This window comes from Arthrobacter crystallopoietes BAB-32 (genome assembly GCF_000328305.2).
In the GTDB taxonomy this organism is placed as follows: domain Bacteria; phylum Actinomycetota; class Actinomycetes; order Actinomycetales; family Micrococcaceae; genus Crystallibacter; species Crystallibacter crystallopoietes_A.
The window spans coordinates 1-24632 of sequence record NZ_ANPE02000110.1; the positions used below are offsets into that span (position 1 = coordinate 1).

26 protein-coding genes, 1 tRNA gene and 1 pseudogene are annotated in these 24632 nt (G+C 66.1%); 11 read left to right on the top strand and 17 right to left on the bottom strand.

Annotation, left to right across the window (positions count from 1 at the left end):
- Window positions 1-33: 33 nt before the first annotated feature.
- The gene (locus D477_RS08900) at window positions 34-756 is read right to left on the bottom strand and encodes an HAD family hydrolase (protein ID WP_005268699.1); all 723 of its coding nucleotides are present in this window, start codon (window positions 754-756) and stop codon (window positions 34-36) included.
- A gap of 127 nt (window positions 757-883) precedes the next feature.
- Here D477_RS08900 and D477_RS08905 point away from each other — a divergent pair, with 127 nt between their 5' ends.
- The gene (locus D477_RS08905) at window positions 884-1771 is read left to right on the top strand and encodes a PAC2 family protein (protein ID WP_005268700.1); all 888 of its coding nucleotides are present in this window, start codon (window positions 884-886) and stop codon (window positions 1769-1771) included.
- 78 nt (window positions 1772-1849) lie between these two features.
- On the opposite strand, the gene mshC is transcribed toward D477_RS08905, so the two are convergent.
- Together mshC and D477_RS08915 are read right to left on the bottom strand one after the other, a co-directional pair.
- Window positions 1850-3121 carry a cysteine--1-D-myo-inosityl 2-amino-2-deoxy-alpha-D-glucopyranoside ligase gene (gene mshC / locus D477_RS08910; protein WP_005268701.1) on the bottom strand — a complete coding sequence of 424 codons (1272 nt, stop codon included), beginning with the start codon at window positions 3119-3121 and terminating at the stop codon, window positions 1850-1852.
- Between the two features lie 54 nt (window positions 3122-3175).
- Window positions 3176-4000 carry an undecaprenyl-diphosphate phosphatase gene (locus D477_RS08915; protein ID WP_005268702.1) on the bottom strand — a complete coding sequence of 275 codons (825 nt, stop codon included), beginning with the start codon at window positions 3998-4000 and terminating at the stop codon, window positions 3176-3178.
- A 110-nt stretch (window positions 4001-4110) separates the two neighbouring features.
- Between D477_RS08915 and D477_RS08920 the strand changes: the two genes are divergently transcribed.
- Window positions 4111-5049: an aldo/keto reductase gene (locus tag D477_RS08920; protein WP_043846302.1), complete on the top strand. Its 939-nt coding sequence runs from the start codon at window positions 4111-4113 to the stop codon at window positions 5047-5049.
- A 16-nt stretch (window positions 5050-5065) separates the two neighbouring features.
- Here D477_RS08920 and D477_RS08925 read toward each other — a convergent pair whose 3' ends face one another.
- Entirely contained in the window at window positions 5066-5350 is a 285-nt protein-coding gene (locus D477_RS08925) for a hypothetical protein (RefSeq protein WP_005268704.1), read from the bottom strand.
- Between the two features lie 51 nt (window positions 5351-5401).
- On the opposite strand from D477_RS08925, the gene D477_RS08930 reads away from it, so the two are divergent.
- A complete protein-coding gene (locus tag D477_RS08930) occupies window positions 5402-5635 on the top strand; it encodes a DUF5703 family protein (protein ID WP_005268705.1) in 234 nt (77 codons plus the stop codon).
- Window positions 5636-5667: 32 nt separating this feature from the next.
- On the opposite strand, the gene D477_RS08935 is transcribed toward D477_RS08930, so the two are convergent.
- Together D477_RS08935 and D477_RS08940 are read right to left on the bottom strand one after the other, a co-directional pair.
- Window positions 5668-6825 carry an acyl-CoA dehydrogenase family protein gene (locus D477_RS08935; protein ID WP_005268706.1) on the bottom strand — a complete coding sequence of 386 codons (1158 nt, stop codon included), beginning with the start codon at window positions 6823-6825 and terminating at the stop codon, window positions 5668-5670.
- Between the two features lie 7 nt (window positions 6826-6832).
- Window positions 6833-8137, bottom strand: coding sequence for a M20/M25/M40 family metallo-hydrolase (locus D477_RS08940; protein WP_005268707.1), 1305 nt, complete (start codon window positions 8135-8137; stop codon window positions 6833-6835).
- Window positions 8138-8329: 192 nt separating this feature from the next.
- On the opposite strand from D477_RS08940, the gene D477_RS08945 reads away from it, so the two are divergent.
- The 3 genes from D477_RS08945 to D477_RS08955 all read left to right on the top strand — a co-directional run bounded on the left by D477_RS08945 (window position 8330) and on the right by D477_RS08955 (window position 9771).
- Window positions 8330-8413 (top strand) — tRNA-Leu (locus D477_RS08945).
- 144 nt (window positions 8414-8557) lie between these two features.
- Window positions 8558-8857, top strand: a complete 300-nt coding sequence (locus D477_RS08950) for a hypothetical protein (protein WP_005268708.1) — start codon at window positions 8558-8560, stop codon at window positions 8855-8857.
- Window positions 8858-8925: 68 nt separating this feature from the next.
- Window positions 8926-9771 (top strand): metal-dependent hydrolase, encoded by an 846-nt coding sequence (locus tag D477_RS08955; protein ID WP_005268709.1) that lies wholly within the window; start codon window positions 8926-8928, stop codon window positions 9769-9771.
- A 1-nt stretch (window position 9772) separates the two neighbouring features.
- Here the strand turns inward: D477_RS08955 and D477_RS08960 are convergent, their stop codons facing one another.
- Window positions 9773-10249, bottom strand: a complete 477-nt coding sequence (locus tag D477_RS08960) for a universal stress protein (protein WP_005268710.1) — start codon at window positions 10247-10249, stop codon at window positions 9773-9775.
- Window positions 10250-10334: 85 nt separating this feature from the next.
- On the opposite strand from D477_RS08960, the gene D477_RS08965 reads away from it, so the two are divergent.
- The gene (locus D477_RS08965) at window positions 10335-11456 is read left to right on the top strand and encodes an FUSC family protein (protein ID WP_005268711.1); all 1122 of its coding nucleotides are present in this window, start codon (window positions 10335-10337) and stop codon (window positions 11454-11456) included.
- A 16-nt stretch (window positions 11457-11472) separates the two neighbouring features.
- Here the strand turns inward: D477_RS08965 and D477_RS23220 are convergent.
- The 5 genes and pseudogenes from D477_RS23220 to D477_RS08985 form a co-directional block, all read right to left on the bottom strand.
- A pseudogene (locus D477_RS23220) lies at window positions 11473-11637 on the bottom strand (hypothetical protein); the annotation flags it as partial.
- Window positions 11638-11663: 26 nt separating this feature from the next.
- Window positions 11664-12074, bottom strand: coding sequence for a hypothetical protein (locus D477_RS23225; protein ID WP_052510731.1), 411 nt, complete (start codon window positions 12072-12074; stop codon window positions 11664-11666).
- A gap of 115 nt (window positions 12075-12189) precedes the next feature.
- A complete protein-coding gene (locus tag D477_RS08975; RefSeq protein WP_005268712.1) occupies window positions 12190-12603 on the bottom strand; it encodes a CBS domain-containing protein in 414 nt (137 codons plus the stop codon).
- An 88-nt stretch (window positions 12604-12691) separates the two neighbouring features.
- The gene (locus D477_RS08980) at window positions 12692-14353 is read right to left on the bottom strand and encodes a glycoside hydrolase family 13 protein (protein WP_005268713.1); all 1662 of its coding nucleotides are present in this window, start codon (window positions 14351-14353) and stop codon (window positions 12692-12694) included.
- 8 nt (window positions 14354-14361) lie between these two features.
- Window positions 14362-16086 carry an alpha-amylase family protein gene (locus tag D477_RS08985; protein ID WP_005268714.1) on the bottom strand — a complete coding sequence of 575 codons (1725 nt, stop codon included), beginning with the start codon at window positions 16084-16086 and terminating at the stop codon, window positions 14362-14364.
- Between the two features lie 198 nt (window positions 16087-16284).
- On the opposite strand from D477_RS08985, the gene D477_RS08990 reads away from it, so the two are divergent.
- Window positions 16285-16722: a hypothetical protein gene (locus D477_RS08990; RefSeq protein WP_005268715.1), complete on the top strand. Its 438-nt coding sequence runs from the start codon at window positions 16285-16287 to the stop codon at window positions 16720-16722.
- An 86-nt stretch (window positions 16723-16808) separates the two neighbouring features.
- On the opposite strand, the gene D477_RS08995 is transcribed toward D477_RS08990, so the two are convergent.
- From D477_RS08995 to D477_RS09015, 5 genes are all read right to left on the bottom strand, one after another.
- Complete coding sequence (locus D477_RS08995) at window positions 16809-17201, bottom strand: hypothetical protein (protein WP_005268716.1); 393 nt, start codon at window positions 17199-17201, stop codon at window positions 16809-16811.
- A gap of 8 nt (window positions 17202-17209) precedes the next feature.
- Window positions 17210-17419, bottom strand: a complete 210-nt coding sequence (locus D477_RS09000; RefSeq protein WP_005268717.1) for a DUF6480 family protein — start codon at window positions 17417-17419, stop codon at window positions 17210-17212.
- Between the two features lie 19 nt (window positions 17420-17438).
- Window positions 17439-19478, bottom strand: a complete 2040-nt coding sequence (locus D477_RS09005; RefSeq protein ID WP_005268718.1) for a CocE/NonD family hydrolase — start codon at window positions 19476-19478, stop codon at window positions 17439-17441.
- Window positions 19475-20782: an ATP-grasp domain-containing protein gene (locus tag D477_RS09010; protein WP_005268719.1), complete on the bottom strand. Its 1308-nt coding sequence runs from the start codon at window positions 20780-20782 to the stop codon at window positions 19475-19477. Before D477_RS09010 ends, D477_RS09005 begins: the two co-directional genes overlap by 4 nt.
- 108 nt (window positions 20783-20890) lie before the next feature.
- Window positions 20891-21571, bottom strand: coding sequence for a phosphoribosyltransferase (locus tag D477_RS09015; protein WP_005268720.1), 681 nt, complete (start codon window positions 21569-21571; stop codon window positions 20891-20893).
- Window positions 21572-21747: 176 nt separating this feature from the next.
- Here D477_RS09015 and D477_RS09020 point away from each other — a divergent pair, with 176 nt between their 5' ends.
- From D477_RS09020 to D477_RS09030, 3 genes are all read left to right on the top strand, one after another.
- Window positions 21748-22926, top strand: coding sequence for a type III polyketide synthase (locus D477_RS09020; RefSeq protein ID WP_005268721.1), 1179 nt, complete (start codon window positions 21748-21750; stop codon window positions 22924-22926).
- Window positions 22927-22938: 12 nt separating this feature from the next.
- The gene (locus D477_RS09025) at window positions 22939-23637 is read left to right on the top strand and encodes a class I SAM-dependent methyltransferase (protein WP_005268722.1); all 699 of its coding nucleotides are present in this window, start codon (window positions 22939-22941) and stop codon (window positions 23635-23637) included.
- A partial coding sequence (locus D477_RS09030) for an FAD-dependent oxidoreductase (protein WP_043846307.1) occupies window positions 23630-24632 on the top strand: 1003 nt, incomplete at its 3' end. The genes D477_RS09025 and D477_RS09030, both read left to right, overlap by 8 nt.

Here is a 24632-nt window from a genome sequence, read left to right on the forward strand (position 1 = left end):
TGCCCGGCGCGCCGCCGGTGTGCGGGGCCACGCTCATGCCGTCGCTTCCGCCGGCAGAACAGCCGCTGCGTCGAGCAGCTGCTCGAGTTCGGCAATGCCCTTGTCCGCCAAGCTGGACCACAGGATCCGGCCTGGGGCAGCTGGTACCGGAACCACGTGCGGGATGGCGACAGTCACCAGCCCGGCCGCCTGGGCTGAGGTGGCGCCCGGAACCGAGTCTTCCAGGGCTACGACTCGGTCGGCGCTGAGCCCGGGATACTCCGCGGACAGTTCGTCCAGGGCCCGCAGGTAGGGCTCCGGGTGCGGCTTGCCGTGTTCCACCATGTCCCCGGTGACCAGCAGCCGGAAACTGTCCTGTGGAAGGGCGGCCACGATTTCCTCGGCGAGTGCCTTCTCGGACATGGTCACGAGCGCGGTGGGAATGCCGGCAGCGCGCAGTTCAGTGAGCAGTTCCCGTGCGCCGGGCCGCCACGGAATCTGCCGGCGCACCCTCTCGATGACAGCTCCGATCAGGTGGTCGATGATTTCCCGCACCTGGAGCTCCACCCCGGCCTGCTGAAGCACCGCCGCGGAAGCGGGCAACGCATTGCCAACCAGAGTGCGGCCGAGCTCATCCGACCAAGTGCCGCCGAAGCTGCGGACCAGTTCCGTTTCGGCTTCGATCCAGTAGGGTTCGGTGTCCACCAATGTGCCGTCCATGTCCCACAGGACGGCTTGCAGGAGCGGCTCATCGGCGGAGCGGGATGGAGAAGGCATGGTCTTAGTCTACGGTGGCGCGCTGTGCCGCCTGGTCCCGTACCGCGCCACTATGCCGACGGCGAATCAAAGTCCCGCTTCGCTGACAAGTGAAGAGCCTTCGGTCTAGGGTGAAGAAGTGAGCAATATGGACAACAGCGAGGCTCGGGGACTGCGTTCCCTTTTCCCCCGCCAGCACGAGGAAGGCCAGCCGCGGCGGAAGCTGACGGTAATGCTGGCGGCGTTCGAAGGCTGGAATGATGCGGGGGAAGCGGCCACGGATGCGGTCAAGTACCTCAGCCGGCTCTGGGACGGCACAAAGGTGGCCAGCATCGACCCGGACCTCTACTACGACTTCCAGTTCACCCGGCCCATCGTGCGGCGGACGGCCTCCGGCGAACGCCGGATCAAGTGGCCCACGACCAAGCTCACCCGCTGCAGCATCCCGTCGTCGGACGTGGACATCGTCTTCGTCCACGGCGTCGAGCCCTCCTACCGCTGGCGGGCGTACACCGCCGAACTGCTGGCCCACGCGACGGAACAGGACGTGGACTGCCTGGTCCTGGTGGGAGCCCTGTTGGCCGACGTGCCGCACAGCCGGCCCATTCCCGTCACGGCGACCAGCGAGGACGATGGCGTCCGGGAAGCGCTGAACACCGAGCCCAGCCAGTACGAGGGACCCACCGGAATCGTCGGTGTCCTGTCCGAGCTGGCCTCCTTGGCCGGGATTCCCACTATCTCGCTATGGGCGGCCGTGCCTCATTATGTCGGACAGGCCCCCTCACCGAAAGCCGAGCTCGCTCTGCTCCACCGGCTCGAGGACATTCTCCAGGTTCCGTTCGATACGAGTGTCCTGACCGAGGAGGCCGAAGCGTGGGAGCGCGGTGTCAACGAACTGGCCACCGAGGACCCGGAAGTCGCCGCTTACGTGCACCAGCTCGAGGAAGCCAAGGACACAGCCGAGCTGCCGGAAGCGACCGGGGAATCGATTGCGCGGGAATTCGAACGCTACTTGAAGAAGCGCCGCAAGGACTGAGCGGCGGCAGGCGCCGGGACGGGTGCCGACGGCGGTCTGCCGCAGCACGATCCCGTCCCGGGCCGCGCTCCTGGGAACTTAGAGCCGGATGCCCAGCAAGGCGTCCAGCACTTCGGCCGCGGGAGTCCCGGCGGCTTCACCGGTGTCCGCTCCGGAACGTGCGGCAGCGAGGACCGAGCCGGCCCAGGCATCCACCGCGTCGAGGGCAGCCGGAGCGTCCAGGTCCTTGGCCAAAGCGGCTCGGATAGCGGCCGCCAGTTCGCTTGTTCCGCTGCTGCCGCCGGCGCGGGCAGCCTCCCGCCACCTGCCCAGCCGGGCCCGTGCCTGGACCAGCAGCTCGTCCGTCCAGAACCAGTCGCTGCGGTAGTGCTGTCCCAGCAGCACCGTCCGGATAGCCGCCGGATCCTCCCCCGCGGCGCGCAGCTTCGAGACGAGCACCAGGTTGCCCTTGGACTTGCTCATCTTCTCGCCATCCAGTCCCACCATGCCGGCGTGGACGAAGTGCCGTGCCAGCGGCGTCCTGGTCAGGGCGTAGGCGTGACCGGCGCTCATCTCGTGGTGCGGGAAGCTGAGGTCCGAGCCGCCGCCCTGGACGTCGAAGGTCTCCGGCAGGAACCGGCGGGCAATAATGGAACATTCGATATGCCATCCCGGCCGGCCTTCGCCCAGCGAGTTGCCGGGCCACTTTGGCTCGCCCTCGCGCGCCACCCGCCAGAGCAGGGCATCCAGCGGGTGCCGTTTGCCGGGCCGGTCCGGGTCACCGCCGCGTTCGGCGAAAAGCGGCAGCATTTCCTCTTCGGTCAGCCGTGACGTGAGGCCGTTGTGCCAGCCTTCCCCGGCAGCGGCGACCGAGTCGAAATATACGTCGCCGTCCGGCTCGTTCCCTTCACCCGGCACGCGGTAGGCCAGCCCGGCATCGAGGAGCTGCTCCACGGCGGGAATGATCCAGGGGACGGATTCGACGGCGCCAATATAGTGGTCCGGCGGCAGGACGTTGAGCGCTTCCATGTCTTCGCGGAACAGGTCCGTCTGGTCCTTCGCCAGCGCTTCCCAGTCCACGCCGGTCGCGTTGGCCCGCTCCAGCAGCGGATCATCCACGTCCGTCACGTTCTGGACGTACTGCACGGTCCTGCCCGCATCACGCCAGTAGCGGTTGAGCAGATCGAAGGCAACGTAGGTCGCCGCGTGCCCCATGTGCGTCGCGTCGTAGGGGGTAATGCCGCACACATAGAGCGAGCCGGTCTCCCCCGGTTCCAACCGCACCTCGCGGCCTGCGGCCGTGTCGAAGAGCAGCAGTTCGTCACTGCCGCCAGGCAGTGACGGCACCTCACGTGCGTTCCAACCAAACAATGGCTGTTCCTTCCGGTAAGTGTCGCGGCTCCGGTGAGGGACCGCCGTCGTACTTTAAGCGTTGATGACGCCCAAGCCCAGCAGAATGTACAGCAGCAGGCCCAGTCCGATGCGGTACCAGACGAACGGCTTGTAGCTGCGGGTGGAGATGAATTTCAGGAACCACCCGATGATCACGAAGCCCACGGCGAAGGCCACCACTGTCGCCAGCGCCGTCGGGCCCGGTCCGTACGGTCCGGGCTGGTCGAGGCCGGTGAACAGCTGGTAGAAACCGCTCGCAAACACCGCTGGCACCGCCAGCAGGAAGGCGTACCGGGCTGCTGCCTCGCGGGTGTAGCCCATCAGCAGGCCCGCCGTGATTGTGCCGCCGGAGCGGGAGACACCGGGAATCAGGGCCAGCGCCTGGGCCAAGCCGTAGAGGATGCCGTGCTTGTAATTGAGCTTATCGAGTGTGCGCACCTGCTTGCCTATTGTGTCGGCCACGGCCAGGATGAGGCCGAACACAATCAGCATGGTCGCCACGATCCAGAGGCTGCGGAAGGTGCCTTCGATCTGGTCCTCGAAGAGCAGGCCGAGCACGCCGATCGGGATCGAGCCGATAATCACCAGCCAGCCCATGCGCGCATCCGGGTCGTTCCGCGGGACTTTGCCGGTCAGCGAGCCGAGCCAGGCCTTGACGATGTTGACGATGTCCTTCCAGAAATACACCAGCACAGCGGTTTCGGTGCCCAGCTGCGTGATCGCGGTGAAGGCAGCACCCGGATCCGCTGCCCCGGGCAGGAATTCGCCCACCACGCGCAGATGGGCGCTTGAGGAAATCGGAAGGAATTCGGTCAGGCCCTGGATCAGTCCCAAGAAGGCCGCTTCAAGCCAAGTCACAAGTTAGACCTTAAAGCACCGGCCGCACGGGGGCAGAACCGGACACCGCCGGGGAGCCAAAGATCACCCCGCAGTATGACCTGTCACCGGCAGGCCGTAGGCTTTTGCCCATGGAGCAGAATCGCTTGGGCAACAGCGGATTAAAGGTGCCGCATCTCTCGCTGGGCACGATGACGTGGGGCGAAGCCACGGACGAGGAAAGCGCGGCCATCATGCTGCGGTCCTACCTGGAAGCAGGCGGCACGTTGCTGGACACCGCGGCTGCCTATGGGGACGGCACCAGCGAGGCTGTCATCGGCGCGTTCCTGGGCGAACTCGTGCCGCGCCAGGAGGTGACTATCGTCTCCAAGGCCGGTCTGGGCCGCCGCAGCGGGGCCCGTGAAGTGGACGCCTCGCGCGGGGCGATGCTGCGGTCGCTGGATGCGAGCCTGGCCCGGCTGGGAACCGACTACCTTGACTTGTGGCTGGCGCACACTTGGGACGACCAGGCGCCACTGGAGGAAACGCTTTCCGCGCTGGAGTTCGCTGTGACGTCGGGCCGGGCCCGGTACGTGGGTGTCTCCAACTACGCCGGCTGGCAGCTGGCGCGGGCCATATCGCTCAGCCCTGTGCCGCTCGTTGCTGTCCAGTCGGAGTATTCGCTGCTCAAGCGCACCGCGGAGCGGGAACTTATCCCGGCTGCACAGGCGCTGGGCGCGGGCGTGATGGCGTGGTCGCCGCTGGGCCGCGGAGTGCTGACCGGCAAGTACCGCGGCGGAATCCCGGCGGATTCCCGGGGCGGGTCGGAGGCGGGGGCAGCCTATGTCGAGCCCTACCTGACTGGCCGGCCGGTCCGTATTACCGAGGCGCTGGCGACGGCGGCGCGGGGCCTCGATGTTCCGCCCCTTGAGCTGGCCTTGGGTTGGTTGCTGGGACAGGCCGGAGTCGCCACCGCCGTGGTCGGACCCCGGACCCCCGCCCAGCTGAACCAGATCCTGCAGGCTTCGCCCAAGAGCATTCCGGCGGAGATTGCCTCTGCCCTGGACGATATTTCCGCGCCGCCGGCCTGACAGCGGCGCAGCCGCGCTATTTCTCCTCGATCTCCAGGTCATCGTCGAAGGGATCCGCGACGTCGTCATAATCGTCGTCGTCGCCGTCTTCGTCCTCGGTCTCGTCGTAGATCACCAGAGGTGTAACTTCACCGTAGGCGTCGTAAAGTGCATCCTCATAGGCTTCGAAGGTCTCCATGATGGAGGAGAATGCGGCTTCCACTGCCGGGTCATTGTCCCCGCGCCGGCTGGAGGCGGCTGCGAGGTGTTCTTCGAGGGCGGACGTGAATGACTGGAGCGCGACACGCGGATCAATGGCCATGTAGTAGACGTTAGCCGTTGGGGGAAGAATAAGTGAAGAGATCGGAGGGCAATGAGGGAACAATTTGGAACAGGCACCGGCAGTCGCGAGCGCGACCATGCCCGCGACTATGAATACCTCGTCCTGACCGTGAGCAAGGGCGAGTCGGTCAAGGAAGCGCGCCGTGCGCTGGCCGAACACGCGGAGTACGGCAAGTGGGATTTGGTCCGCACCCGGCTGTATATCGGCGGCAGCCGCAAGTACTGGTTGCGGCGCAAGGTTCTGCGGGTGGAAGCCACCGTCTAGCCGCCGGCGGCTGGCCGGACTGCCGGCGGAAGTCAGTCTTCGAGCGGTCCCAGCCAGGCGTTGGCGACCGTGTTGTGTGCTGATTCATCGTCCGACGGATGGTACAAGCCGGCCAGGACGTCGCGGTACAGCCGTTCCAGCTCGCTGCCACGGAAATAGCCTCCTCCGCCGGAAACACGTACCGCCAGCTCCACCACATGCTTGGCGGTTTCCGTGGCGCGGACTTTCAACCCGGCCAGTTTGGCGAACCACAGGCTCCCGTGGTCGGCGTCGTGGTCCACGTCGGCTGCCAGTCCGTCCAGCTGCGGATAGACGCCGTCCATGGCCATCGCCGCCTCGGCAACCCGGCGGCGGATATCCGGATCCTGCGCGTAGCTGCGTCCGGTTTTGTGGGACTGCCGCCGGTGGCTGTTGGCCACGGCCAGTTCCACCGCACGGCGGCCAATCCCGGTGTACACGGCGGACAGCAGGATTTCGAAGCAGGCGAAAATACCGAAAACCAGCGCATCCGGATTCGGGCCGACCGGCAGCTTCCGGAACACGCGCTCCGGCCGCGCCACCACACCTTCGAGCAGGGTCGTGTTGGACTGGCTCGCCCGCATGCCAAGTGTGTTCCAGTCCTCTTTTATGCTGTAGCCGGGCGCCTGCCGGTCAATGAAGGCCCAAACGAGCTGCGGTTCGAGTCCAGTGTCGTCCCGGCCGAAGACGCCAAGCCGCGTCCAGGCCGGCGAGAGGCTGGTGAACACCTTGGCCCCGGTGAAAGAGTAGCTGCCGTCGGCCAGCGGCTGCGCCACGGTGCGCGAGTCGAACAGGACCTGGTCGTTCCCGGCCTCGGACACGCCGAAGCCGAAGATTTCCCCCCGTCCGGCTTCTTCCAGGACATAGGACATGCTGTCGTCTCCGCGCGCCTGCAGGACCCGTGCCACACCCGTCCAGACCAGGTGCATATTCACGGCCAGCGCAGTTGCGGGCGCGGCCCCCGCCAGCCGGACCTGTGCGCGGGCTGCCTGCTGCAGGCTCCAACCCAGGCCGCCGTCGGCGGCCGGAACAAGCATCTTGAGGTAGCCCGCCGTGGCCAGTTCGTCCAGATCCTCGTGGAAAAAGCTGTTGGTTTCGTCGTAGCGGCCGGCCCGGCCTCGGATCCGGTCGAGCAGGTCATCGGGCAGCAGTTCGTCCAGAGTCTTCGCCATCGTGGCCTCAGTAGGTTGCCAGCAGGCGCCCGAGCACCCGGGTGCCGAACTTGAGCGATTCCACCGGGACCCGCTCGTCCACGCCGTGGAACATCCCGGTGAAGTCCAGTTCGTCCGGCAGCCGGAGCGGGGCGAAGCCATAGCCAGTGATGCCCAGGCGGGCCAGCGACTTGTTGTCCGTTCCGCCGGAGAGCGTATAGGGAAGGACGACGGCGTCCGGGTCCTCCGCGGTGAGCGAATCCACCATCGCGTCAACCAGGTTTCCTGCGAACGGCACCTCCAGGGCACTGTCCTGGTGAATGTAGCTGATGTCCACACCTTCGCCCGCCAGTTCCCTGATCTTGGCCAGCACCTGTTCGTCCTGGCCCGGCAGCGTGCGCGCATCGATTCGCGCCTCAGCAAGTCCAGGGATCACGTTCTCCTTGTAGCCGGCCTTGAGCACTGTCGGATTGGATGTGTTCTGGAGCGTTGCGCCGACAAAACGGGCAACGGTGCCAAGCTCCTTGAGCAGGATGTCCGGATTGTCCGGATCGAACTCGACGCCGGTCAACTCCGTGACGCCGTCGAGGAACCTCCGGGTGGTCTCCGTGAGTTCGATGGGCCACTGGTGCGCGCCGATGCGGCCCACTGCGCGGGCCAGTGTCGTTACTGCATTGTCCGGATTCAACTGGGAACCATGGCCCGCGCGTCCATTGACGGCCAGCTTCAACCAGGCGATGCCCTTTTCCGCCGTCTGGAGCATGTACGCACGTTTGCCCCCGATCGTCGCGGAAAAGCCGCCGACTTCGGAGATGGCTTCCGTGGCGCCGTCGAAAAGTTCAGGGCGGTTGTCCACGGCCCAACGAGCCCCGTACTTGCCGCCGGCTTCCTCGTCGGCGAAGAAGGCGAAGATCAGGTCGCGCTTGGGCCGGATACCCGCGCGGGCCATATGCCGGGCCACGGCCAGGATCATCGCGTCCATGTCTTTCATGTCGACGGCTCCGCGGCCCCAGATCAGGCCGTCCAGCTCCTCGCCGCTGAACGGATCGACCTGCCAGTCGTCCTTTTGGGCAGGCACCACATCCAAGTGTCCATGGACCACGAGGGCGCCGGCAGACGGATCCAGACCCGTCATGCGGGAAACCACTGAAGCCCGTCCTGGGGCGGACTCGAAGATTTCTGCCTGGAGGCCCACTTCTTCAAGCAGTCCGGCCACATACTCGGCGGCCGCCCGCTCCCCCGGCCCCTCGTTGCCGCCGTAGTTCGACGTGTCGAAACGGATCAGTTCACGGCAGATGCGGGCAACTTCATCTTCGGGCGCAATGGCGGGCATGGCAGGCTCCTTGCAATCGTCTCGTGGCTCCAGCCTACCGATGGGCCCGCTTTCAGAGGCAACTACGCTCACGCTGGAAGGGCGCGACCGGCCGCGCAAGACAGCCGATTAAGTACTTCGGCCAAAACGTGTTAGAGTTTTTCTCGCTGCTTTCGAAGGGACAGGCTCCGGCCGGCCCGGCGAAAACCACCTGCGCGGGTGGCGGAATGGCAGACGCGCTAGCTTGAGGTGCTAGTCCTCTTATTGAGGGTGGGGGTTCAAGTCCCCCTCCGCGCACAGGGAAAAGGCCCCGGAAAACCACTCGGTTTTCCGGGGCCTTCCTGCATCCGGCAGCCCCTCCCCCTCGATTTGGCGATTGCGGCCGGGCCTGACCGCGTCTACCGTGAGCCGCATACACCAGCCGCCAACCAAGGAGCCATCATGGCCGGGTTTGTCCAGATCATCGAATTCCAGACCTCCCGCATGGAGGAGATCGAACAGCTTGGGAGGCCTTCCAGGACCGATGGCACTACCCCGGCGACGTTCCGCAGGATCATTGCGACGGCGGATCGTGACCGGCCGGGAACGTACCTGCAGATCGTGGAATTCGACTCCTACGAGTCGGCGATGGAGAACTCCCGCCGACCCGAGACCAGCGAGTTCGCCGCCCGGTTCGCCGAGTTGTGCGACGCGCCGCCGGTCTTCCGCAACCTCGACGTCAGATGGGAGGACCAGGGCTGACCTCGCAGGAAGGCTAGAATGCGAACCGGCGCTATGCCACATCCCCAGTCGAGAGGAAGCCGGTTCCGATGCTCGGTGCCCACCATGCCGCCAGCGGAGCCGCCGCCTGGATCGCCCTGACCACGCAGTTCGAAGTCTCGTTGGGAGCCGTCGTCAGCGCCGAGTGGGCGCAGCAGTCCGTCGTTCTGGGTGCCGGCCTGCTCGACGTCGGCCCCACCGGCGTGATCACCGGAGCGATGGTGACCGCCGGCGCCGCGCTGGTCCCGGATGCCGACCACCGGCGCGCGACGATCGCGCATTCCCTGCCTCCGGTCTCGAACGTGGTGTGCACCGCCGTCGGCCGCGTGGCGGGAGGACACCGCCGCGGCACCCATTCGATTCTGGGCGCTGCCGGTTTCGTTGCCATCGCCTGGTTGGCCGGCCTGGCCAGCGTCGAGACCGAGCGCTTCGGCACCGTGTTTCCTGCGGCCGGCCTGCTTTGCGTGCTTCTGGTGGCCTTTGCCGCCAAGGCGCTCCGGTTCATTCCCGACCGGCTGAAAAAGACCCCGTGGGCGGTGGGCATTGCGGTTGCGGCGTTCATCACAGCCTTCTCCCCCGAGCAGCAGAACTGGTTCCCGCTGGCCATGGCGATCGGCGTGGTGGCCCATCTCCTCGGCGATATGGTCACGACCGGGGGCATCAACCTGCTGTGGCCCGTACGGATCCGGCCGCCCAAGGCGCTCCGGCGGGTCCCAGTGCTCAAGCGCATCTGGCGGCCCAACGGCAATTTCTCGCTGCCGCTGCTGGGTAACGCCGGGTCCTGGCGCGAGTGGCTCATCCTGGTGCCGGTCAGCGCCTACGTGGTGCTGGTCCTGGCCGGGGCTGCTGCGGAGTTGAGCCAGGCGGGGGTCTCCACTTTCGTCGCGACGCGATGAGCTATTCCTCCCCTTCCGGAGGTTCCTGGTGCACAATCAGCACCGGACAGCGCGCATGGGCCGACGCCGAGGAACTGACGGATCCCAGCAGCAGCCCGGCGAACCCGCCGTGCCCACGGCTACCGACGACGAGCATCTCGGCGCCGCGGCTGACTTCCGCCAGCACATGCCCGGCCTGTCCCTGATGCACACTGCGGCGCAGGTCCGCGGGAATATCATCACCGAAGGCTTCCCGCACTGACTGCTCCAGCAGGGTGCGGGTGTCTTCTTCCGGGGTCCAGTCCAGCGGGGTGAAGGTGCCCAGCGCCATGTGGTACTGCCACGCTGCAACCGCTTCGATGGTGCAGCCGAGTGCATCCGCCAGTCTCCTGGCATAGCGCAGGGCCGACAGTGACAACGGGGATCCGTCGACGCCGACGACAATCCGTTTGCGTGCTGTGTCCGGCTGGCCTTCGCCCGCTGCTTCGCTGTGCTCCATGGGACTAGTGTGGCTGTATCGGAAGGCGGCGGACAAGAGTCCGACTAATGTAGCCAGGCGGCGCAGTGGCTGTGAAGATGAGGATATGGCCCTCGCCCTCAAGCCTCCTTCAGCGCTGCGCCGCGCACTCTCCTGGCTGGAAGCCAGCTGGAGCAAAGCCCGCATGCTGCTGGCGCTCAAGGCTGCGATCGCCGTCGGTATTGCCTGGTTCATTGCCCCGTACATGCCCGGCGTCGCCGACGATTATCCGTACTACGCACCGCTGGGCGCGCTCGTGAGCATGTATCCGACATTCATGGGCTCGGTGAAGGCCGGGCTGCAGACGCTGGCAGGACTGCTGCTCGGGGTGCTGCTCGCGGGCGTAGTGGTGGTCCTGGCGGAGCCGAACCTGGTGACCATCCCGCTGGTGGTCGGCGTCGCGGTCCTGGTCTCCGGGATCGGCATCCTCGGCCATGGCAAGGACTATGTGCCGATGGCAGCCCTCTTTGTGTTGATCATCGGTGGCCAGAACGCGGACGACTATTCGGTCGGTTATGCCGTGCAGATGGCAGTCGGCGTCGCCTGCGGCCTCCTGGTCAACGTGCTGATCCTGCCGCCGCTGAACTTCAGTGCTGCGGTCCTGCAGCTGTCGAGGTTCCGCACTATGCTCGCTTCGCATCTGGAGGGCCTGGCGGAGGCGCTGACCGAGGACTGGCCGCCCCAACGGGAGGCCTGGACACGTTACAACGCGGACATCTCCGCGGCCGGGCACGATGTCCGCGACGCGATCTACCACGCTGACGAAAGCCGGAAGGGGAATCCACGTGCCCGGCTGCACCGCCGGGATATCGGCACGGACTACCAGGACCTGCGGTCCCTCGAGACGATCGGGTTCCATATTAAGGACATCACGGATGTGCTTGCCGGGGCGGGAGGACTGCAGCCGCTGTCGACCGAAATACCGGAAGAGCTGCGTACCCCGATAGCCGACTCGCTGCTCACGGCGGCGGATACGCTCCGGGCCTGGGAAGCCGGTGACGATGACCTGCCGGAGCGGCGCCAGGCCGCCTCCGACAGGCTGGACGGGCTGCTGCAGCAGGTCGAGGCGCACTCGGGTGCCGGCGCCGGCGCCATCAGTCCCGCCGCGAGCGTGGCTACGGCAGTGCGGCGCATCTTGGAGACGATCGAGACGGCCACCAGCCGGGAAGAGGAAGCGGAAGCTGACTGACAGCAAGGCCGGCCGGTCAGCCCGCGTCTTCCTGCCGGACATTGGAACCCACGATCAGCAAGGTGTCGCAGTTGCCCAGCAGCTGCTCGCTCGCGCTGGTGCCCAGGTGGCCCATGGGGCCGGCGGCGTAGGGCAGCGGCTCGTCGACGAACGGCTTGCCCAACAGGCTGGTGGCGACGCCGGCGCCGAGCCGCTCCGCGACGGCTTCTACCTGCTGCGCCGCCCCGCGGGCCTCTGGCCCACGAGCAGCGCGGCTTTCCCGCCGGCGTTGAGGAGGTCCGCGGCCGCCTGCAGGTCACCGGTCAGCGGCAAGTTGGCCAAAGGCTGCCAGTCCGGCGCCGTCACCGGGAAGCCGTGTTCATGCTCCAGCTTTGGCGCGGGCGGTTTCTGTACGTCGTGGGGAATAATGACGACGGCGGCGGCCCGGTGCGTCAGGGCAGCTTTGGTGGCGCGGTCCAAGACCATGGGCAGGGCCTCGGCGGAATCCACCTGCTGCCGGTAACAGGCCACGACGCCCGGCTGCCCGGTGAATTTGGCGTGCACGGTTGCCATGAAGGCGGCGTTCTCCTCATGCCATGCCTTGAAGCCGACCGTGCCGGCCCGGCGCAAGGCACCCATGGACGTATTGATGCCGTTCCGCTGTAACCGAAAACGCGGGGCACGCCCCAGGCCACGAGCCTCTGGACCATGAGGTCGGCAACTGTGGTCTGGGGCATGCGCGCGGTCCTTCGCGTTAGTACGAAATGAATTCGACCAGGTCGCCCACCCGGTCCTCCGGGTAGTTGCGCGCTATGTCGGCCTGGCTGAGCATGCCAACGAGGTCATGGCCGTCAATGACCGGCAACCGCCGTACTTGGTGCGACTGCATAGTCTTGATGGCTTCCTCGATACTGTCGTCCGCGCCGATGGTAACCGGCTTCCCCTCGGCGAGCTCACCGGCCTTGGCCGTGCGGGGATCGCCGCCGCGTGCCAGGCACTTGGTCACGATGTCCCGGTCCGTCACCATGCCCTTCAGCCGGTTGTCCTCGCCGCAGATCGGCAAAGCGCCGACGTCCAGGTCAAGCATTTTGCGGGCCGCAGCTTCCAAAGTCTCGTTCTCGCCCACGCATTCGGCGTTGCCGGTCATGATTTCGCGTGCTGTCAGCATCCTTCTCACTCCTGCAGCTGGAATTTATAAGGGTACTTACTTGTCTATCACCGCCAGGCCCGCGGTTGAAGGGCCCGGCACGAATGCGTCACTGGCTGAGCCAGGCGGTGGTCTCCGGCGGCAGAGCTCCGGCACGGAGCGGGCCGCTGCTGATCCGCACGGTTCCGGAGGGCATTTCCACTGGGTTGGTGCCGAAATTGGTGATGCAGTTCCAGCCGCCAGGGCGGACGAAGTGCAGGACGCCTTCGGACACGCCGTCGACCCACGTCAGCTCCTCGAAGCCCTGGAGTTCGCGACGCAGCTTCAGCGCGGCCCGGTAGAACTCCAAGGTGGAGTCCTCCTGCCCGTCCTGGAGGTCGGCGGCCGCGTCGGCGAACCAGGCCGGCTGCGGCAGGTGGGCTCCATCCGAGCCGAAGCCGAAGGACGGCCCCTCGGCTGTCCACGGCAGCGGGACGCGGCAGCCGTCTCGGCCCTTGCGCTTTTGCCCGGTGCGCTGCCAGATCGGATCCTGCAGCGACGCGGCCGGAAGATCCGCGACCTCGAATAAGCCGAGTTCCTCTCCCTGGTACAGGTACGCCGACCCGGGCAGCGCCAGCACCAGCAGCGTCGCCGCCCGTGCCCGCCTTAGCCCGGTCTCGTAATCGACCGGCGGTTCGGTACCGTTGCTGAGCAGCCATGGCCCGTAGTCAAGTCCGTCAGGCAGGCCGTAACGGCTGGCATGCCGGACGACGTCGTGGTTGGACAGGACCCACGTCGAGGAGGCGCCGGACGCCTCCGCTTGGGCAAGGTTCCTCGTGATGATCGTGCGGAACTGGGAGCTGTCGAAGTCCGCGCGCAGCAAGTCGAAGTTGAATGCCTGGCCCAAGCCTTCGGGACTGGCATAGGCCGGACGCCGCTCGGCCGGGACCCAGGCTTCGGCGACTGCGCTCCGTGGCGGATCGTACTCGTTGAAGACTTTGCGCCATTCAGCGTAGATTTCGTGGACCTCGTCACGGTCGAAGATCGGATCCTTGCCGTCCACCGGGGTCAGTTCGTCCGCCACACTCGGCTTGCTCCGCAGCGGCTCCGACATGTCTTTGGCGAGCGCATGGGCGACATCCACGCGAAATCCGTCCACACCCCTGTCCGACCAGAACCTCAGCGTCGTTTCGAAATCCTTGCGGACTTCGGGATGGTCCCAGTTCCAGTCCGGTTGCTCCCTGGCAAACAAGTGCAGATACCACTGGCCGGGCTCTCCGGACGGCTCGGTGACCCGCGTCCAGGCGCTTCCGCCAAAGTGCGAGACCCAGTCCGATGGTGGCTTCGAACCATCCGGCCCCAGGCCGTCCCGGAAGATGTACCGTTCCCGGGCGGCCGATCCCCTGCCGGCGGCGAGTGCTTCGCGGAACCAGGGATGCTGGTCGGAAGAATGGTTGGGCACAATGTCCACAATGAGCTTGATGCCGGCCGCGTGCAGGGCCTGGGCCATCCGGTCGAAGTCCGCCAATGTTCCCAGCCTCGGGTCGACATCGCGGTAATCCGCGACATCGTAGCCTCCGTCCGCCAGCGGGGAAGGATAGAAGGGACTCAACCAGACGGCGTCGATTCCTAGTGCGGCCAGATACGGGATCTTCGCGGTAACTCCGCGCAGGTCGCCGAGGCCGTCGGCGTTAGCGTCGGCGAAGCTGCGCGGGTAGATCTGGTAGACGCTGGCCTGCCGCCACCAGTTGGGATCGCCGCCGAAGCGGGCGGTATCGACGCTGCTGGTCATTCCTCGGATCATTCCTCTCCGGCCGCGGCCACGGTCGTCATTACCTGCGGGAGTTTGTGGGTCTCTTCGCCCCGGGACAAGAGCCGCAACCAGCGGAACCCGTAGCCCGACAGCTCAAGCTGTACACCGCCGTCGTTATCGAGTTCCAGATGGTCCGCGCCGAGCAGGTCCTGCAGCCGCGCCTGAGGGCCGGCGTCCTTGAACGTCAGCGGAACCTTGGCGTTGTCCGGTCCGAAGTTGTGCACGGCGATGATGCTGGAGCCTTCCCAGTGGCAGCGGTGCGCGAGGACTTCCCGGCGCGGCTGGTCCAGCAGCGAGAAGCTGCCCCAGGCCAATTCCGGGCATTCGCGGTACCGGCGGGCCAGCATGGTGATGAAGTTCAGCAGCGAGTCCGGATCCTGCTTGGCGTCAGCGACATTGACCTGATTCGGACCGTAGTCGCCGCCGACTACGGCACTGGCGAGTTTGTCGGGGGCGGCATTGGAGAAGCCGCCGTTGGCCCCGGAAGTCCACTGCATCGGCGTGCGCACCGCCATGCGGCGGTCGGCGCCCAGGTCCTCGCCCATGCCGATCTCCTCGCCGTAGTACAAGGCAGGGGTGCCCGGCAGCGAGAACAACAGGGAGTAGACCATCTTCGTCCGGTCCAGGTCCCCTTGCAGCATCGGGGGCAGGCGGCGTTTGAGTCCGCGCCCGTACACCTGCATGTTTTTCCTGGGGCCGAAGGCCGCGAAGACTTCCTGGCGCTCGGATTCGGACAGCTGGTCCAGCGTCAGCTCATCATGGTTCCGCACGAAGGTCGCCCACTGGGCCTCCGGCGGAATTTCAGGCCGGTTTTTCAGCGCATTGGCCAAGGGACCGGCATCTGCCCGGGCAAGCGAGAGGTACATGTTCTGCATCGCCACGAAATCGAAGATCAGGGTGAGCTCGGTGCTGTCACGGTCGCCGAAAAGCTTCAACTGGTCCTTGTACGGCAGATTGACCTCGCCCAGGAGCACGGCCTGGCCGTTCCTCCGGTTCATGAAGCGGCGCAGCGAGCGCAGGAAGTCGTGCGGGGCGGTGAAGCCCTCGCTGCTTTCGATTTCGTCCTGCAGGCCCACCGTGACCAGTTGCGGGACGGCGTCCACCCGGAAGCCGTCGAGCCCCAACTGCAGCCAGAAACCGATGACCTTGGCAATCTCGTCGCGGACCTTCGGGTTCGACAGGTTCAGATCGGGCTGGTGCTTGTAGAACCGGTGCAGGTACCAGTGGCCGGTCGGTTCGTCCTGGGTCCAGATCCCCTTTTCCTCGGAGTGGAAGACCACCAGGTCAGACGTGTCCGGCGGCTCGTCTTCGCGCCAGATGTAATAGTCGCGGAATTCATTGTCCGTATTGGCCCGGGCCGCCTGGAACCACGGATGCCGGTCGGAGGTGTGGTTGACGACCAGATCCGCAATCACTCGCAGGCCCCGGCTTTTCGCTGTACGGATCAATTCCACCAGGTCCCCGGCACTGCCCAGCCGGTGGTCGACACCGTAGAAGTCGATGATGTCGTAGCCGTCGTCGCGGTCCGGCGTGGGATAGAACGGCATGAGCCATAAGCACGTCACACCCAGCTCGACCAGATAATCCACGCGCTCGGCCAAACCGGGAATGTCGCCGGTGCCGTCGCCGTCGGAATCGAAAAACGTCTCGATGTCCACACAGTAGATCAGCGCGTTCTTCCACCAGAGATCGGACGTGTCGGCAATTCGCATGGGCTGGCTGCTCCTTGGAGTTCGGTTGCCGGCTGGACCGATGGGAATCTGTTCACGGTGTTACGGGCGGCCGCTGCTGACCCCTGTCTAGCAAAGCGCCCGATCCTTGTCGAGGGCTGAGCAAGAATCAGGGCCCAAATCCGTGCGCACGGACAGCAGGCTTACTAAAATGGACTTCTTCACCCCAGGAGGTGCTTTATGAACGATCCACTGCCGACCGGTGCACTCCGCCATGTGCTGCTGCCGCAGACGCTTGGCCGCCATCACACCCCGGACGCCGAATTCATTGTGCTTTCGGTCGAGATCTGGAGCACCGGACTAGTCGTCAACGTCCAGGTGACTTCAGCGGCCCGCGCCGACGCCGCCGAGCCTGGGATCTTCATCGAGGACCATCTGGGGACCGTGTATGCACAGCAGGGAACCGTGGCCATGGGCTCCAGGCAGCTGCACGTTTTCACGCCGACAGTGCCGGCCGGGGCCCGCAGCCTGACGATTAAATCCAAAGAGGCCGGTACCGTCCGGCAGGTCGTCGTGTTCGCCGTTCCAGCCCAAGGTATTCGCGGCCGCCGGCTGAAGGCCGCACCGCACCGCGTCGCTGTACCGCCCTCCAGCCCCTTCCGGCAGGAAGCCGGCTAGGGCTGGTCCCGTCCTCGGGCCGGAGGAAACGGTCCAGCGGGATGCCGGCTTTGACGGACTGCCGGTCCCGCTGTCCCTCCCGGCGTCTAGGAGTGGCCCAGTTCCTCTTCGGGGTCGTTGACAGTTTCCACGCTCTCGGCGGAGCGCCGGCCGGGCCATTCACTGCCGGGCCGGTCGTCCATGCCTGGGTCCGTTCCAACCCGGCGGCCGGCACTGGGCGGTCCGGAATGGGCGGCGGCTGCCGCCAGCCCGTCCTGGTCCCTTGCGGCTCCAGGACCCTCCGCCGGCAGGCTCACTGCGTCCGCAGCAGCCGTGCCGCTTTGGGCACGCCGTCCGCTGGATGGAGCCGGTTGCTCCATCCCGGCCCGCCAGAGGTGTGAGGCGGTGCTTTTGAGCTGGTCGTAGCAGCCGCGGCCGGCCCTGGACCCAAGCACGAATCCGGCTGCCAGCCCGGCACCGAACAGGAGTTTCTTCATCATGGCTGCAGCTACTCCTCGTGTCCCTGGTCCGAACTCATCTGGTCTTCGGCCGGCGGCGTCTCTCCCGGTGGCACGCCTCCGCCTGGCTCCAGTCCGGTGATGTTGCCGGCGGCCGGATCCGGGTTGGCTGAGGCGCCCTTCTCCCGGGACGAGCGGCCCTCGTCCACCGGAGGTTGGGCATTGGGCAGGTTGCCGTGGCCGTCATCTGCAGTTTTCATGGTGTCCCTTCTTTCTGAGCTAGACCAGGTCCCGGGGAACGGCTCGCTGCCAGTTCTGCGAATAGACCCTTGGATCGCCGCGGTTGGCATCGAGCTCGTAGGCGTCGAGTTGGGCATTGATATGGAAATCCGACGGCGTGGAAGTCAGCACCGTGCGGGTGACGATTTCGACATTCCAGTCTTCGCGTTCGAACCGGCGCACGGTCCTTGTTTCGCCACGGACCGAATTAACCTCGTTCCAGCGGAAGCTGTACCACTCGCTGGTTGCACGGCGGACCACGGTATCCGTCTCGTCGATCCGGAAGGAACCCTGGTCATTGACCACTTCCAAGGTCGAGACGTTCGTGGCCAGGTCCCGGGAGACCCGCCAGTGGTGCTCGCCGGGTTCCAGCGCCGTGATCTCCAACTCCGGCGCCGCGGCAGGTTCGTCAAACTCCCTGAGCGCGGCATCCTCGTCACGGGGCGAACGGACAGGCAGGGTCAGGGAGCTGGCTCCAGCCGTGAGGGTGACCATGGCAGCTTCCGGCGCCGGCCAGGCCAGCGGCCAGTAGGAGGTCGACACTGAAAGGCGGAGCCGATGGCCGGCTGGGACGCTCTGGGCGATCCCGTTGAGCGGGATCGTTACCCGGTACCGCTCCCCCGGCACCAGCGGTTTGGGATCGGCGCTGCCGTCCCTGTGGGTAAGGTTCAGCAGTCCGTAAGTGAAGCGGGTCGCCTCGCCGTTGGGCGCCACATCGGAGAGGCGGACGGCGAGCTGGGCGACGGGTTTGTCCGCGGATACCTCGAACGACGCCGAGGGTAGGCCGAAGATTTCCATCGTTTCGGCCAGTGGTTCCGTCTCGTAGACCAGCGCGCCGCCGTCCTCCTCCCGCTGGTCGAACGGCAGGTCCGGTGTGGCTGCGTAGGAGGCCCACTTGCCTGCGAACATGCCCACGCTGAGCGGTGACTGCAGGGTGACGTCGCGCCCCGGTTCGTCCTTCGCGTCGCCCTGCTCGATGCCGTGCCGGCGGAGGCTGTAGCGCCGGTGTTCGATGTTGGGAGACGGCCAGCAGTCTTCTGCCACCCAGCGGCCGGGACGGTCCTCGTAGGATGGTTCGGGCGAGACGCTGTCCTGCATCCAGGCCCGCAGCATGGGCTCTTCCATCAGCCCGGTGTCCTTGCCCTTGAGCCAGTGGTCCCACCACCGCACGACCTCCTGGAGGAAGCCAATGGCAGGTCCCGGGACTCCCAGATGGGGATACTTGTGGCCCCAGGGTCCGATCAGTCCCTTGCGCGGCACATCGAGGTGTTCCATCAGCCGGAAGATGGCGTTGGTGTAGCCGTCGGCCCAGCCGCCCACCGCCATGACGGGGCACTGGATCGCGCTGTAGTCTTCGCAGACGGACGCCGGCTTCCAATAGTCGTCCCGCCGCTGGTGTTCCAGCCAGGTTTCCAGCCACAGGCCGCTGCCTTCCAGCCGCTCGTGCCACATGTCCCGCCAGCGGTCGCCGACGATCGCCGGATCCGGAGGCAGGCTGTTGAACGCGAACATCACCGTGGCCTCGGAGAGGTTGTCGGCAAGCAGGCATCCGCCCATGTAGTGCATGTTGTCCACGTACAGGTCCTCGGTCGCGGAGGCGCTCATGATGGCCTTCAGGGCAGGTGGCTGCCGTGCTGCCACCTGCAGGCTATTGAAGCCGCCCCAGGAGATTCCCATCATGCCGACGTTTCCGTCGCACCAAGGCTGCTCGGCGAGCCACGCGATCACGTCTTCGGCGTCCTCGTGCTCCTGTGGCCGGTACTCGTCAACGATCACGCCGTCGGAGTCACCGCTGCCGCGCATGTCCACCCGGATGCAGCCGTAGCCGTGTCCGGCCAGATAGGGATGGTTCAGCGCGTCCCTGCCGCGCGTGCTGTCGCGCTTGCGGTACGGCAGGTACTCCAGCACTGCGGGAACGGGCAACTGCTCCGCGTCCTCGGGCAGCCAGAGCCGCGCCGCCAGCCGGGCGCCGTCGCGCATGGGGATGAAGACGTTCTCGATGGTCCGGACGGTGTGGGGAAAGTCGGTAACGGTCTTCACGCAATTCCTTTCTCGGGTTCCACAGGTTCGAACTCGAAGGGCAGCTCCTGCAGGATGCTCTGGTAGCGCGCGACGAGCTTTTCCCGGTTGTCAGCCCCGATGTAGAGCTTTCCGAGGATGTAGCGGTAGCTATCCTGGTTGGGCAGGTCGGACAGGCGCTCCCCGGCTTTCACCTGGAGCGTCACCGTGGTTTCCGGATAACGATGCCGGATGGCGGTGCGCTCCTCATCCGTGGGCACCCGGGTGACGATGGCGTCTTCGTCGTGGAAGATCATGCACTGGGAAGCGACGGCGAAGTTGCCCTCGCGGTGCGGCATCACCGGTTCCTGGTCCAGGGCGATGCTGATCGCGACCTCATGGTTCGATACGCCGTCGACCTTGGCAAAAAGGTCGCTGTGCGACTGGGAGATGCGGGTATTGACCTCCACCAGCCAGAGTTTGTCCGCGCCCTCGTCCCACATGAATTCCGCGTTGAAACAGCCGTTGTCGAAGCCGACGTGGCGCATATAGCGCTCGGTGATGTCGATCATGCGCTGCTGCACGCTCTCCGGCACGCTGTTGGCCGGATAGTCCAGCCGCTCGAAGCTGGTGCCGGCCTCATCCTTGTGCATGTCGAAGACGCCGTGGGCATTGAACTTGCCCCGGAACATGGTCCCTTCCGGTGCCGCCTGGATGCCGGAGATGAGCTGTTCAGCCAGGCACGTATTGCCGTCCACGTCCCGGATCTCCGCGGGAAGGTCCGCGAGCTTCAGGACATCGTTGAACGCATCCCCGACCTGGGTGATTTCGGCCCGGATCTGCCTGATCGCTTCGTTGAAGTCCGCCTCGTTGTGCACGGCGAATCCGAGGTTCGAAGAATGCGCCTTCACCGGCTTCACCCAGAACGGGTAGGCGATGTTGATTCGGGCCAGAGCGTCATCGTCGAACGGGTCGAAAGGCGCGAACTCCGGCACGCACTCAGGGACGGACGCGCGCTGCTCCAGGCGGCTCCAGTATTTGTGTTCGGACTTGAGCAGGCTTTCCAGCGACGGAGCCGGCAGTCCGTGTTCGGCGGCCAGCAGGGGGCCGATGATGCTCGCCGGGAAATCCCAGTGCGTGATGATGGCGTCGACGGGCCCGTTGAACTCCTGGAGCTCCCTGCGCGCCTGCTCCAGCAGGCCGGGGAAGTCGATGTCGGCCGTATTGACCAGGATGGAATAGTCCAGGAGGTTGTGGAATGCATACTGATCGGCACCGCGGACAGTCTCCAGTTCACCCCGCTGTACGTCGGTGAGACCCAGTACGAATATGTTCTTGGCTGTCATAGTGCCGTCCCTTCCGGCAGCGGCCAACAGGCTGCTGCCGCATTTGTCGTCCCCAACTCTTTGCTGAACCGATGCCCAACGGTTCTCCGGGCACCGGATGCCCCGGGCCTATGGTTGCTGCCCGGCCAGCAGACGTATCACCTCCTCATCACTGGTCTGGTCGAAAATCTCATAGGCCTGTCCAACGGCCACGAAGTCTTTGGGATTCCAGGGACAGACCACATCGTCGGCCACCCGGCGCAAGGAATCGCAGGTATTGCCGAGCCCGACGGGGGCAGCCGCGATAATGCGGGCGGGTTCCAGTTCGCGCAGCACGGTGACGGCGGCGCGCATTGTTGCTCCAGTGGCCAGACCGTCGTCGACCACGATCACCGTCTGCCCGGACACATGGAGCGTCCCGCGGCCTGCCCGGTACAACTGCTCCCGCCGGTCAAGTTCCGCCCGCTCCCGCTCGGCGACATCGTCGAAGGCGGCCCTGTGGCCGAAATCCATCAAGTAGCGGGCCAGCACCTCCTCGTTGCGCACTGTCACCTGGTGCCCGGCCACCGAGGCCATGGCCCCCATGGCTACTTCGACATGGCCGGGAACGCCGATCTTGCGCACCAGCACTACGTCCATCGGCAGCTCCAGAACGCCGGCTACGACGGCGGCCACCGGCACTCCGCCGCGCGGAAGCCCGAGCACGAGGGCGTCCGGCTTTCCTGCATAGTCCTGCAGGTAGGAGGCCAGCACGTGCCCGGCATCCCGGCGGTCCTGGTACGCCTTGGCCTTTCCAGGCTTGGTCCGCATGGCGCCTCCCCTCTCCCCGGCCTTCAGTGGCGGATGCACGGCTGCATTGGGCGATGTTCAGCTGGCTTACTTTCTCCACCGTATGACTCCTCAACGCGGCATACAAGGCACTTGCCAAGTCCCGCAGATCCACTGCGGGCATTGTCTTCGGCCGGAGGCTCCACTAAGAATGGACCATGCCGGTAACCCTGAGATCCCTCGAAACGGCCGTTCCTGAGACGGTCCTGGTCCAGTCCGAAGTCCGCGATGTTTTTGCAGGCCAGCCGGGGCTGACCCGGCTGGGGCAACGCCTGGTAGCCACTTCGTTCGACTATTCGGGCATCGAGACCCGGCACACGGCCGTCGAGGAACTCACGCTCGCCCGGCGCAGCTCGGAACCAGTCTTCTTCGATGCCGGGTCGCGCACAATCCTCAGCCCCAGCACCAAAGTGCGCAACGACATTTTCGCTGCCGAGGCCACGCCGCTTTTCATTGAGTCGGCTCGCAAAGCCTTGGCTTCCTGCCCTGACCTCTCGCCAGCCGACATCACGCACGTGGTCACTGTCTCGTGCACCGGATTCTTCAACCCGGGGCCCGACTACAAGATTGTCCGCGCACTGGACCTGGAGCCGTCCGTCCAGCGCTACCATCTGGGCTTCATGGGCTGCTATGCGGCGTTCCCTGCGCTGCGGGCTGCCAAGTCCTTCTGCGAGGCCGACCCGGCGGCCGTCGTCCTGGTCGTGTCGGCCGAACTGTGTACCTTGCACGTCCGCACCTCCAACGATCCCGATACGATCATGGGTTCGTCGCTGTTCGCGGATGGCGCCGCAGCCGCCGTCGTCACTGCCCGCGACGTGACCGACACTTCGCCGTCGCTGGTGCTGGACCATTTCGAAACCGTGCTCACCCCGGTCGGTGAGGAGTCGATGGCCTGGAATATCGGGGACGAAGGCTTCGAGATGGTGCTTGGGACCTACGTTCCGCACATCATCGACGACCATATCGTCGGCGCGCTTGAGCCGCTGCTGGCACGGGACGCCTCACTGCACGGGCTTCCTTACCGGGACGTCACGCATTGGGCAATCCACCCGGGCGGACGGAGCATCCTGGACAAGGTGGAAGCGAAGCTGGAACTCACCGAAGAGCAGCTGGCACCGGCCCGCAGGGTGCTGCGCAATTTCGGCAACATGTCCAGCGCCACCGTCATGTTCGTCCTCAAGGACATCATGGATGCCCCGTTCGACGGCACGGATGAACGGATCTGTTCGATGGCCTTCGGGCCCGGCCTGACAGTGGAGACCGGGCTGTTCACCAAGACCGGGTCCGCCTCGGCCCGTGTCCAGGGGGACCCTGCGGCAGCGGCAGTGCTGCTCTAAGCGCGCTGCAGAATGCGATTCCTGGCGGACCGTGCCGTCGGGGCGGTCGAGGAGATGGACCGTGCCGACTGCGATCCGGATAAACTTCGGCGCACGTACCAGCAGTTCCCTTTGGTCAACCGCACGATCTCCGGCTGGCGCTGGTTGTACAGGCATCGGCTGCGACCGCTGCTGCAGTCCCAAGACGCCACCACCCTGCTGGATATCGGATCCGGCGGCGGGGATGTCGTCCGGTCATTGGCGCGCTGGGCCGCGGCGGACCGTCTGCGCCTGGACATCACCGCCGTGGACCCGGATGAGCGCGCCCACGCCTTCGCCGTCTCGCGGACGCAGCTGCCGCACCTGCATTTCCGCCGGGCGCTGAGCTCCGATTTGGTCGCCGAAGGACGCCGTTACGACCTGGTCATCTCCAACCACCTGCTGCACCACCTGGGACCGGCGGAATTCAGCGGCCTGCTCGCCGATTCCGAGCAGTTGTGCCGCCGTGCCGCCATTCACAGTGACATCCGGCGCAGTCCGGCGGCCTACTGGCTTTTCAGCGCCGGCACCCTGCCCTTCTTCCCGGGCTCGTACATCCGGGGCGACGGACTGACGTCGATCCGCCGCAGCTACACGCCCGAGGAACTCAGGCAGGTGGTCCCGCCCGGCTGGGAAGTGGAGAGCCGCCCGCCGTTCCGGAACCTGCTCAGCTACCGTGCGTCCGATGCCTGAGGTAGCCATCGTGGGTGCCGGCCCGGTGGGGCTGCTGCTGGGACTGCTGCTGCGCCGCCAGGGCATCGACGTACTGCTGATCGAGCAGCGCACCACCCGGAGCGGGCACACCCGAGCCATCGGCATCCATCCCCCGGCGCTCGCCGTCCTGGACGAGGCCGGCGTAGCACCGGACCTCATCGCGGCAGGCACGAAAATCACGAGCGGGCTGGCCCGAAGCGGGGGCCGCGAGCTCGCCCGGCTGGACTTTGCCGCGGTGCCGGGGCCGCGGCAGTACGTCCTGGCGGTGCCGCAGCCGGTTACCGAGCGGGTGCTTCGCACGCGATTCCTCTCCGCGGGCGGCCGGGTTGCCGAGGGCATACGGATCGATTCCGTGTACGACGGCGGTTCCAGCGTTGCGCTGTGCGGCCATCCGACCCCAGGGTCTGGGATCGAGGGGAAGCAACCGGGGGCGGCTTCCGGGTCCGTCCGTTTCGAGGCCCGGCTGGCCATCGGCGCGGACGGCGCCCATTCTGCGGTGGCCCAGGCAGTCGGCGCGGAGACCACCGGCCGGAAGTACCCGGATACCTACTTCATGGGCGACTTTGCTGACACCACCGGGGCACCGGACACGGCCCTGCTGTTCCTGGAGCGCGAAGGAATCGTCGAATCCTTTCCTTTGCCTGGCAGTATCCGGCGCTGGGTCGTCCGGACGCGCAGGTTGCAGACTTCAACGGTCGCGGACGAACTGGCGGCATTGATCAAGGACCGCACCGGCATGCACGTGGACCCCGCCTCCAACTCGATGCTCAGCGCGTTTTCGGTCCGGTCGAGGCTGGTCCGCCGCATGGTCAACGGACGGGTAGCGCTCATCGGAGACGCCGCCCACGAGATCAGCCCGATCGGCGGCCAGGGGATGAACCTGGGCTGGCTGGACGCCGCCGCGCTCGTTCCGATCATCGCCGGCGCCCTCGGCGGGCAACCGTCGTCGGCGGCGCTGGCCCGTTTCGAGCGAC

Coding starts and splice junctions, on each gene's coding strand:
- D477_RS08955 (WP_005268709.1), top strand. CDS start 8,926: ATGCTCGGTGCCCACCATGCCGCCAGCGGAGCCGCCGCCTGGATCGCC.
- D477_RS08980 (WP_005268713.1), bottom strand. CDS start 14,353: ATGACCAGCAGCGTCGATACCGCCCGCTTCGGCGGCGATCCCAACTGG.
- D477_RS23225 (WP_052510731.1), bottom strand. CDS start 12,074: ATGGGTGCCTTGCGCCGGGCCGGCACGGTCGGCTTCAAGGCATGGCAT.
- D477_RS09010 (WP_005268719.1), bottom strand. CDS start 20,782: ATGACAGCCAAGAACATATTCGTACTGGGTCTCACCGACGTACAGCGG.
- D477_RS08995 (WP_005268716.1), bottom strand. CDS start 17,201: ATGATGAAGAAACTCCTGTTCGGTGCCGGGCTGGCAGCCGGATTCGTG.
- D477_RS09015 (WP_005268720.1), bottom strand. CDS start 21,571: ATGCGGACCAAGCCTGGAAAGGCCAAGGCGTACCAGGACCGCCGGGAT.
- D477_RS08920 (WP_043846302.1), top strand. CDS start 4,111: ATGGAGCAGAATCGCTTGGGCAACAGCGGATTAAAGGTGCCGCATCTC.
- D477_RS08940 (WP_005268707.1), bottom strand. CDS start 8,137: ATGCCCGCCATTGCGCCCGAAGATGAAGTTGCCCGCATCTGCCGTGAA.
- D477_RS08960 (WP_005268710.1), bottom strand. CDS start 10,249: ATGGAGCACAGCGAAGCAGCGGGCGAAGGCCAGCCGGACACAGCACGC.
- D477_RS08990 (WP_005268715.1), top strand. CDS start 16,285: ATGAACGATCCACTGCCGACCGGTGCACTCCGCCATGTGCTGCTGCCG.
- D477_RS08930 (WP_005268705.1), top strand. CDS start 5,402: ATGAGGGAACAATTTGGAACAGGCACCGGCAGTCGCGAGCGCGACCAT.
- D477_RS08935 (WP_005268706.1), bottom strand. CDS start 6,825: ATGGCGAAGACTCTGGACGAACTGCTGCCCGATGACCTGCTCGACCGG.
- D477_RS08975 (WP_005268712.1), bottom strand. CDS start 12,603: ATGCTGACAGCACGCGAAATCATGACCGGCAACGCCGAATGCGTGGGC.
- D477_RS08900 (WP_005268699.1), bottom strand. CDS start 756: ATGCCTTCTCCATCCCGCTCCGCCGATGAGCCGCTCCTGCAAGCCGTC.
- D477_RS08950 (WP_005268708.1), top strand. CDS start 8,558: ATGGCCGGGTTTGTCCAGATCATCGAATTCCAGACCTCCCGCATGGAG.
- D477_RS09020 (WP_005268721.1), top strand. CDS start 21,748: ATGCCGGTAACCCTGAGATCCCTCGAAACGGCCGTTCCTGAGACGGTC.
- D477_RS08925 (WP_005268704.1), bottom strand. CDS start 5,350: ATGGCCATTGATCCGCGTGTCGCGCTCCAGTCATTCACGTCCGCCCTC.
- D477_RS09000 (WP_005268717.1), bottom strand. CDS start 17,419: ATGAAAACTGCAGATGACGGCCACGGCAACCTGCCCAATGCCCAACCT.
- D477_RS09025 (WP_005268722.1), top strand. CDS start 22,939: ATGCGATTCCTGGCGGACCGTGCCGTCGGGGCGGTCGAGGAGATGGAC.
- D477_RS08985 (WP_005268714.1), bottom strand. CDS start 16,086: ATGCGAATTGCCGACACGTCCGATCTCTGGTGGAAGAACGCGCTGATC.
- D477_RS08905 (WP_005268700.1), top strand. CDS start 884: ATGGACAACAGCGAGGCTCGGGGACTGCGTTCCCTTTTCCCCCGCCAG.
- D477_RS08965 (WP_005268711.1), top strand. CDS start 10,335: ATGGCCCTCGCCCTCAAGCCTCCTTCAGCGCTGCGCCGCGCACTCTCC.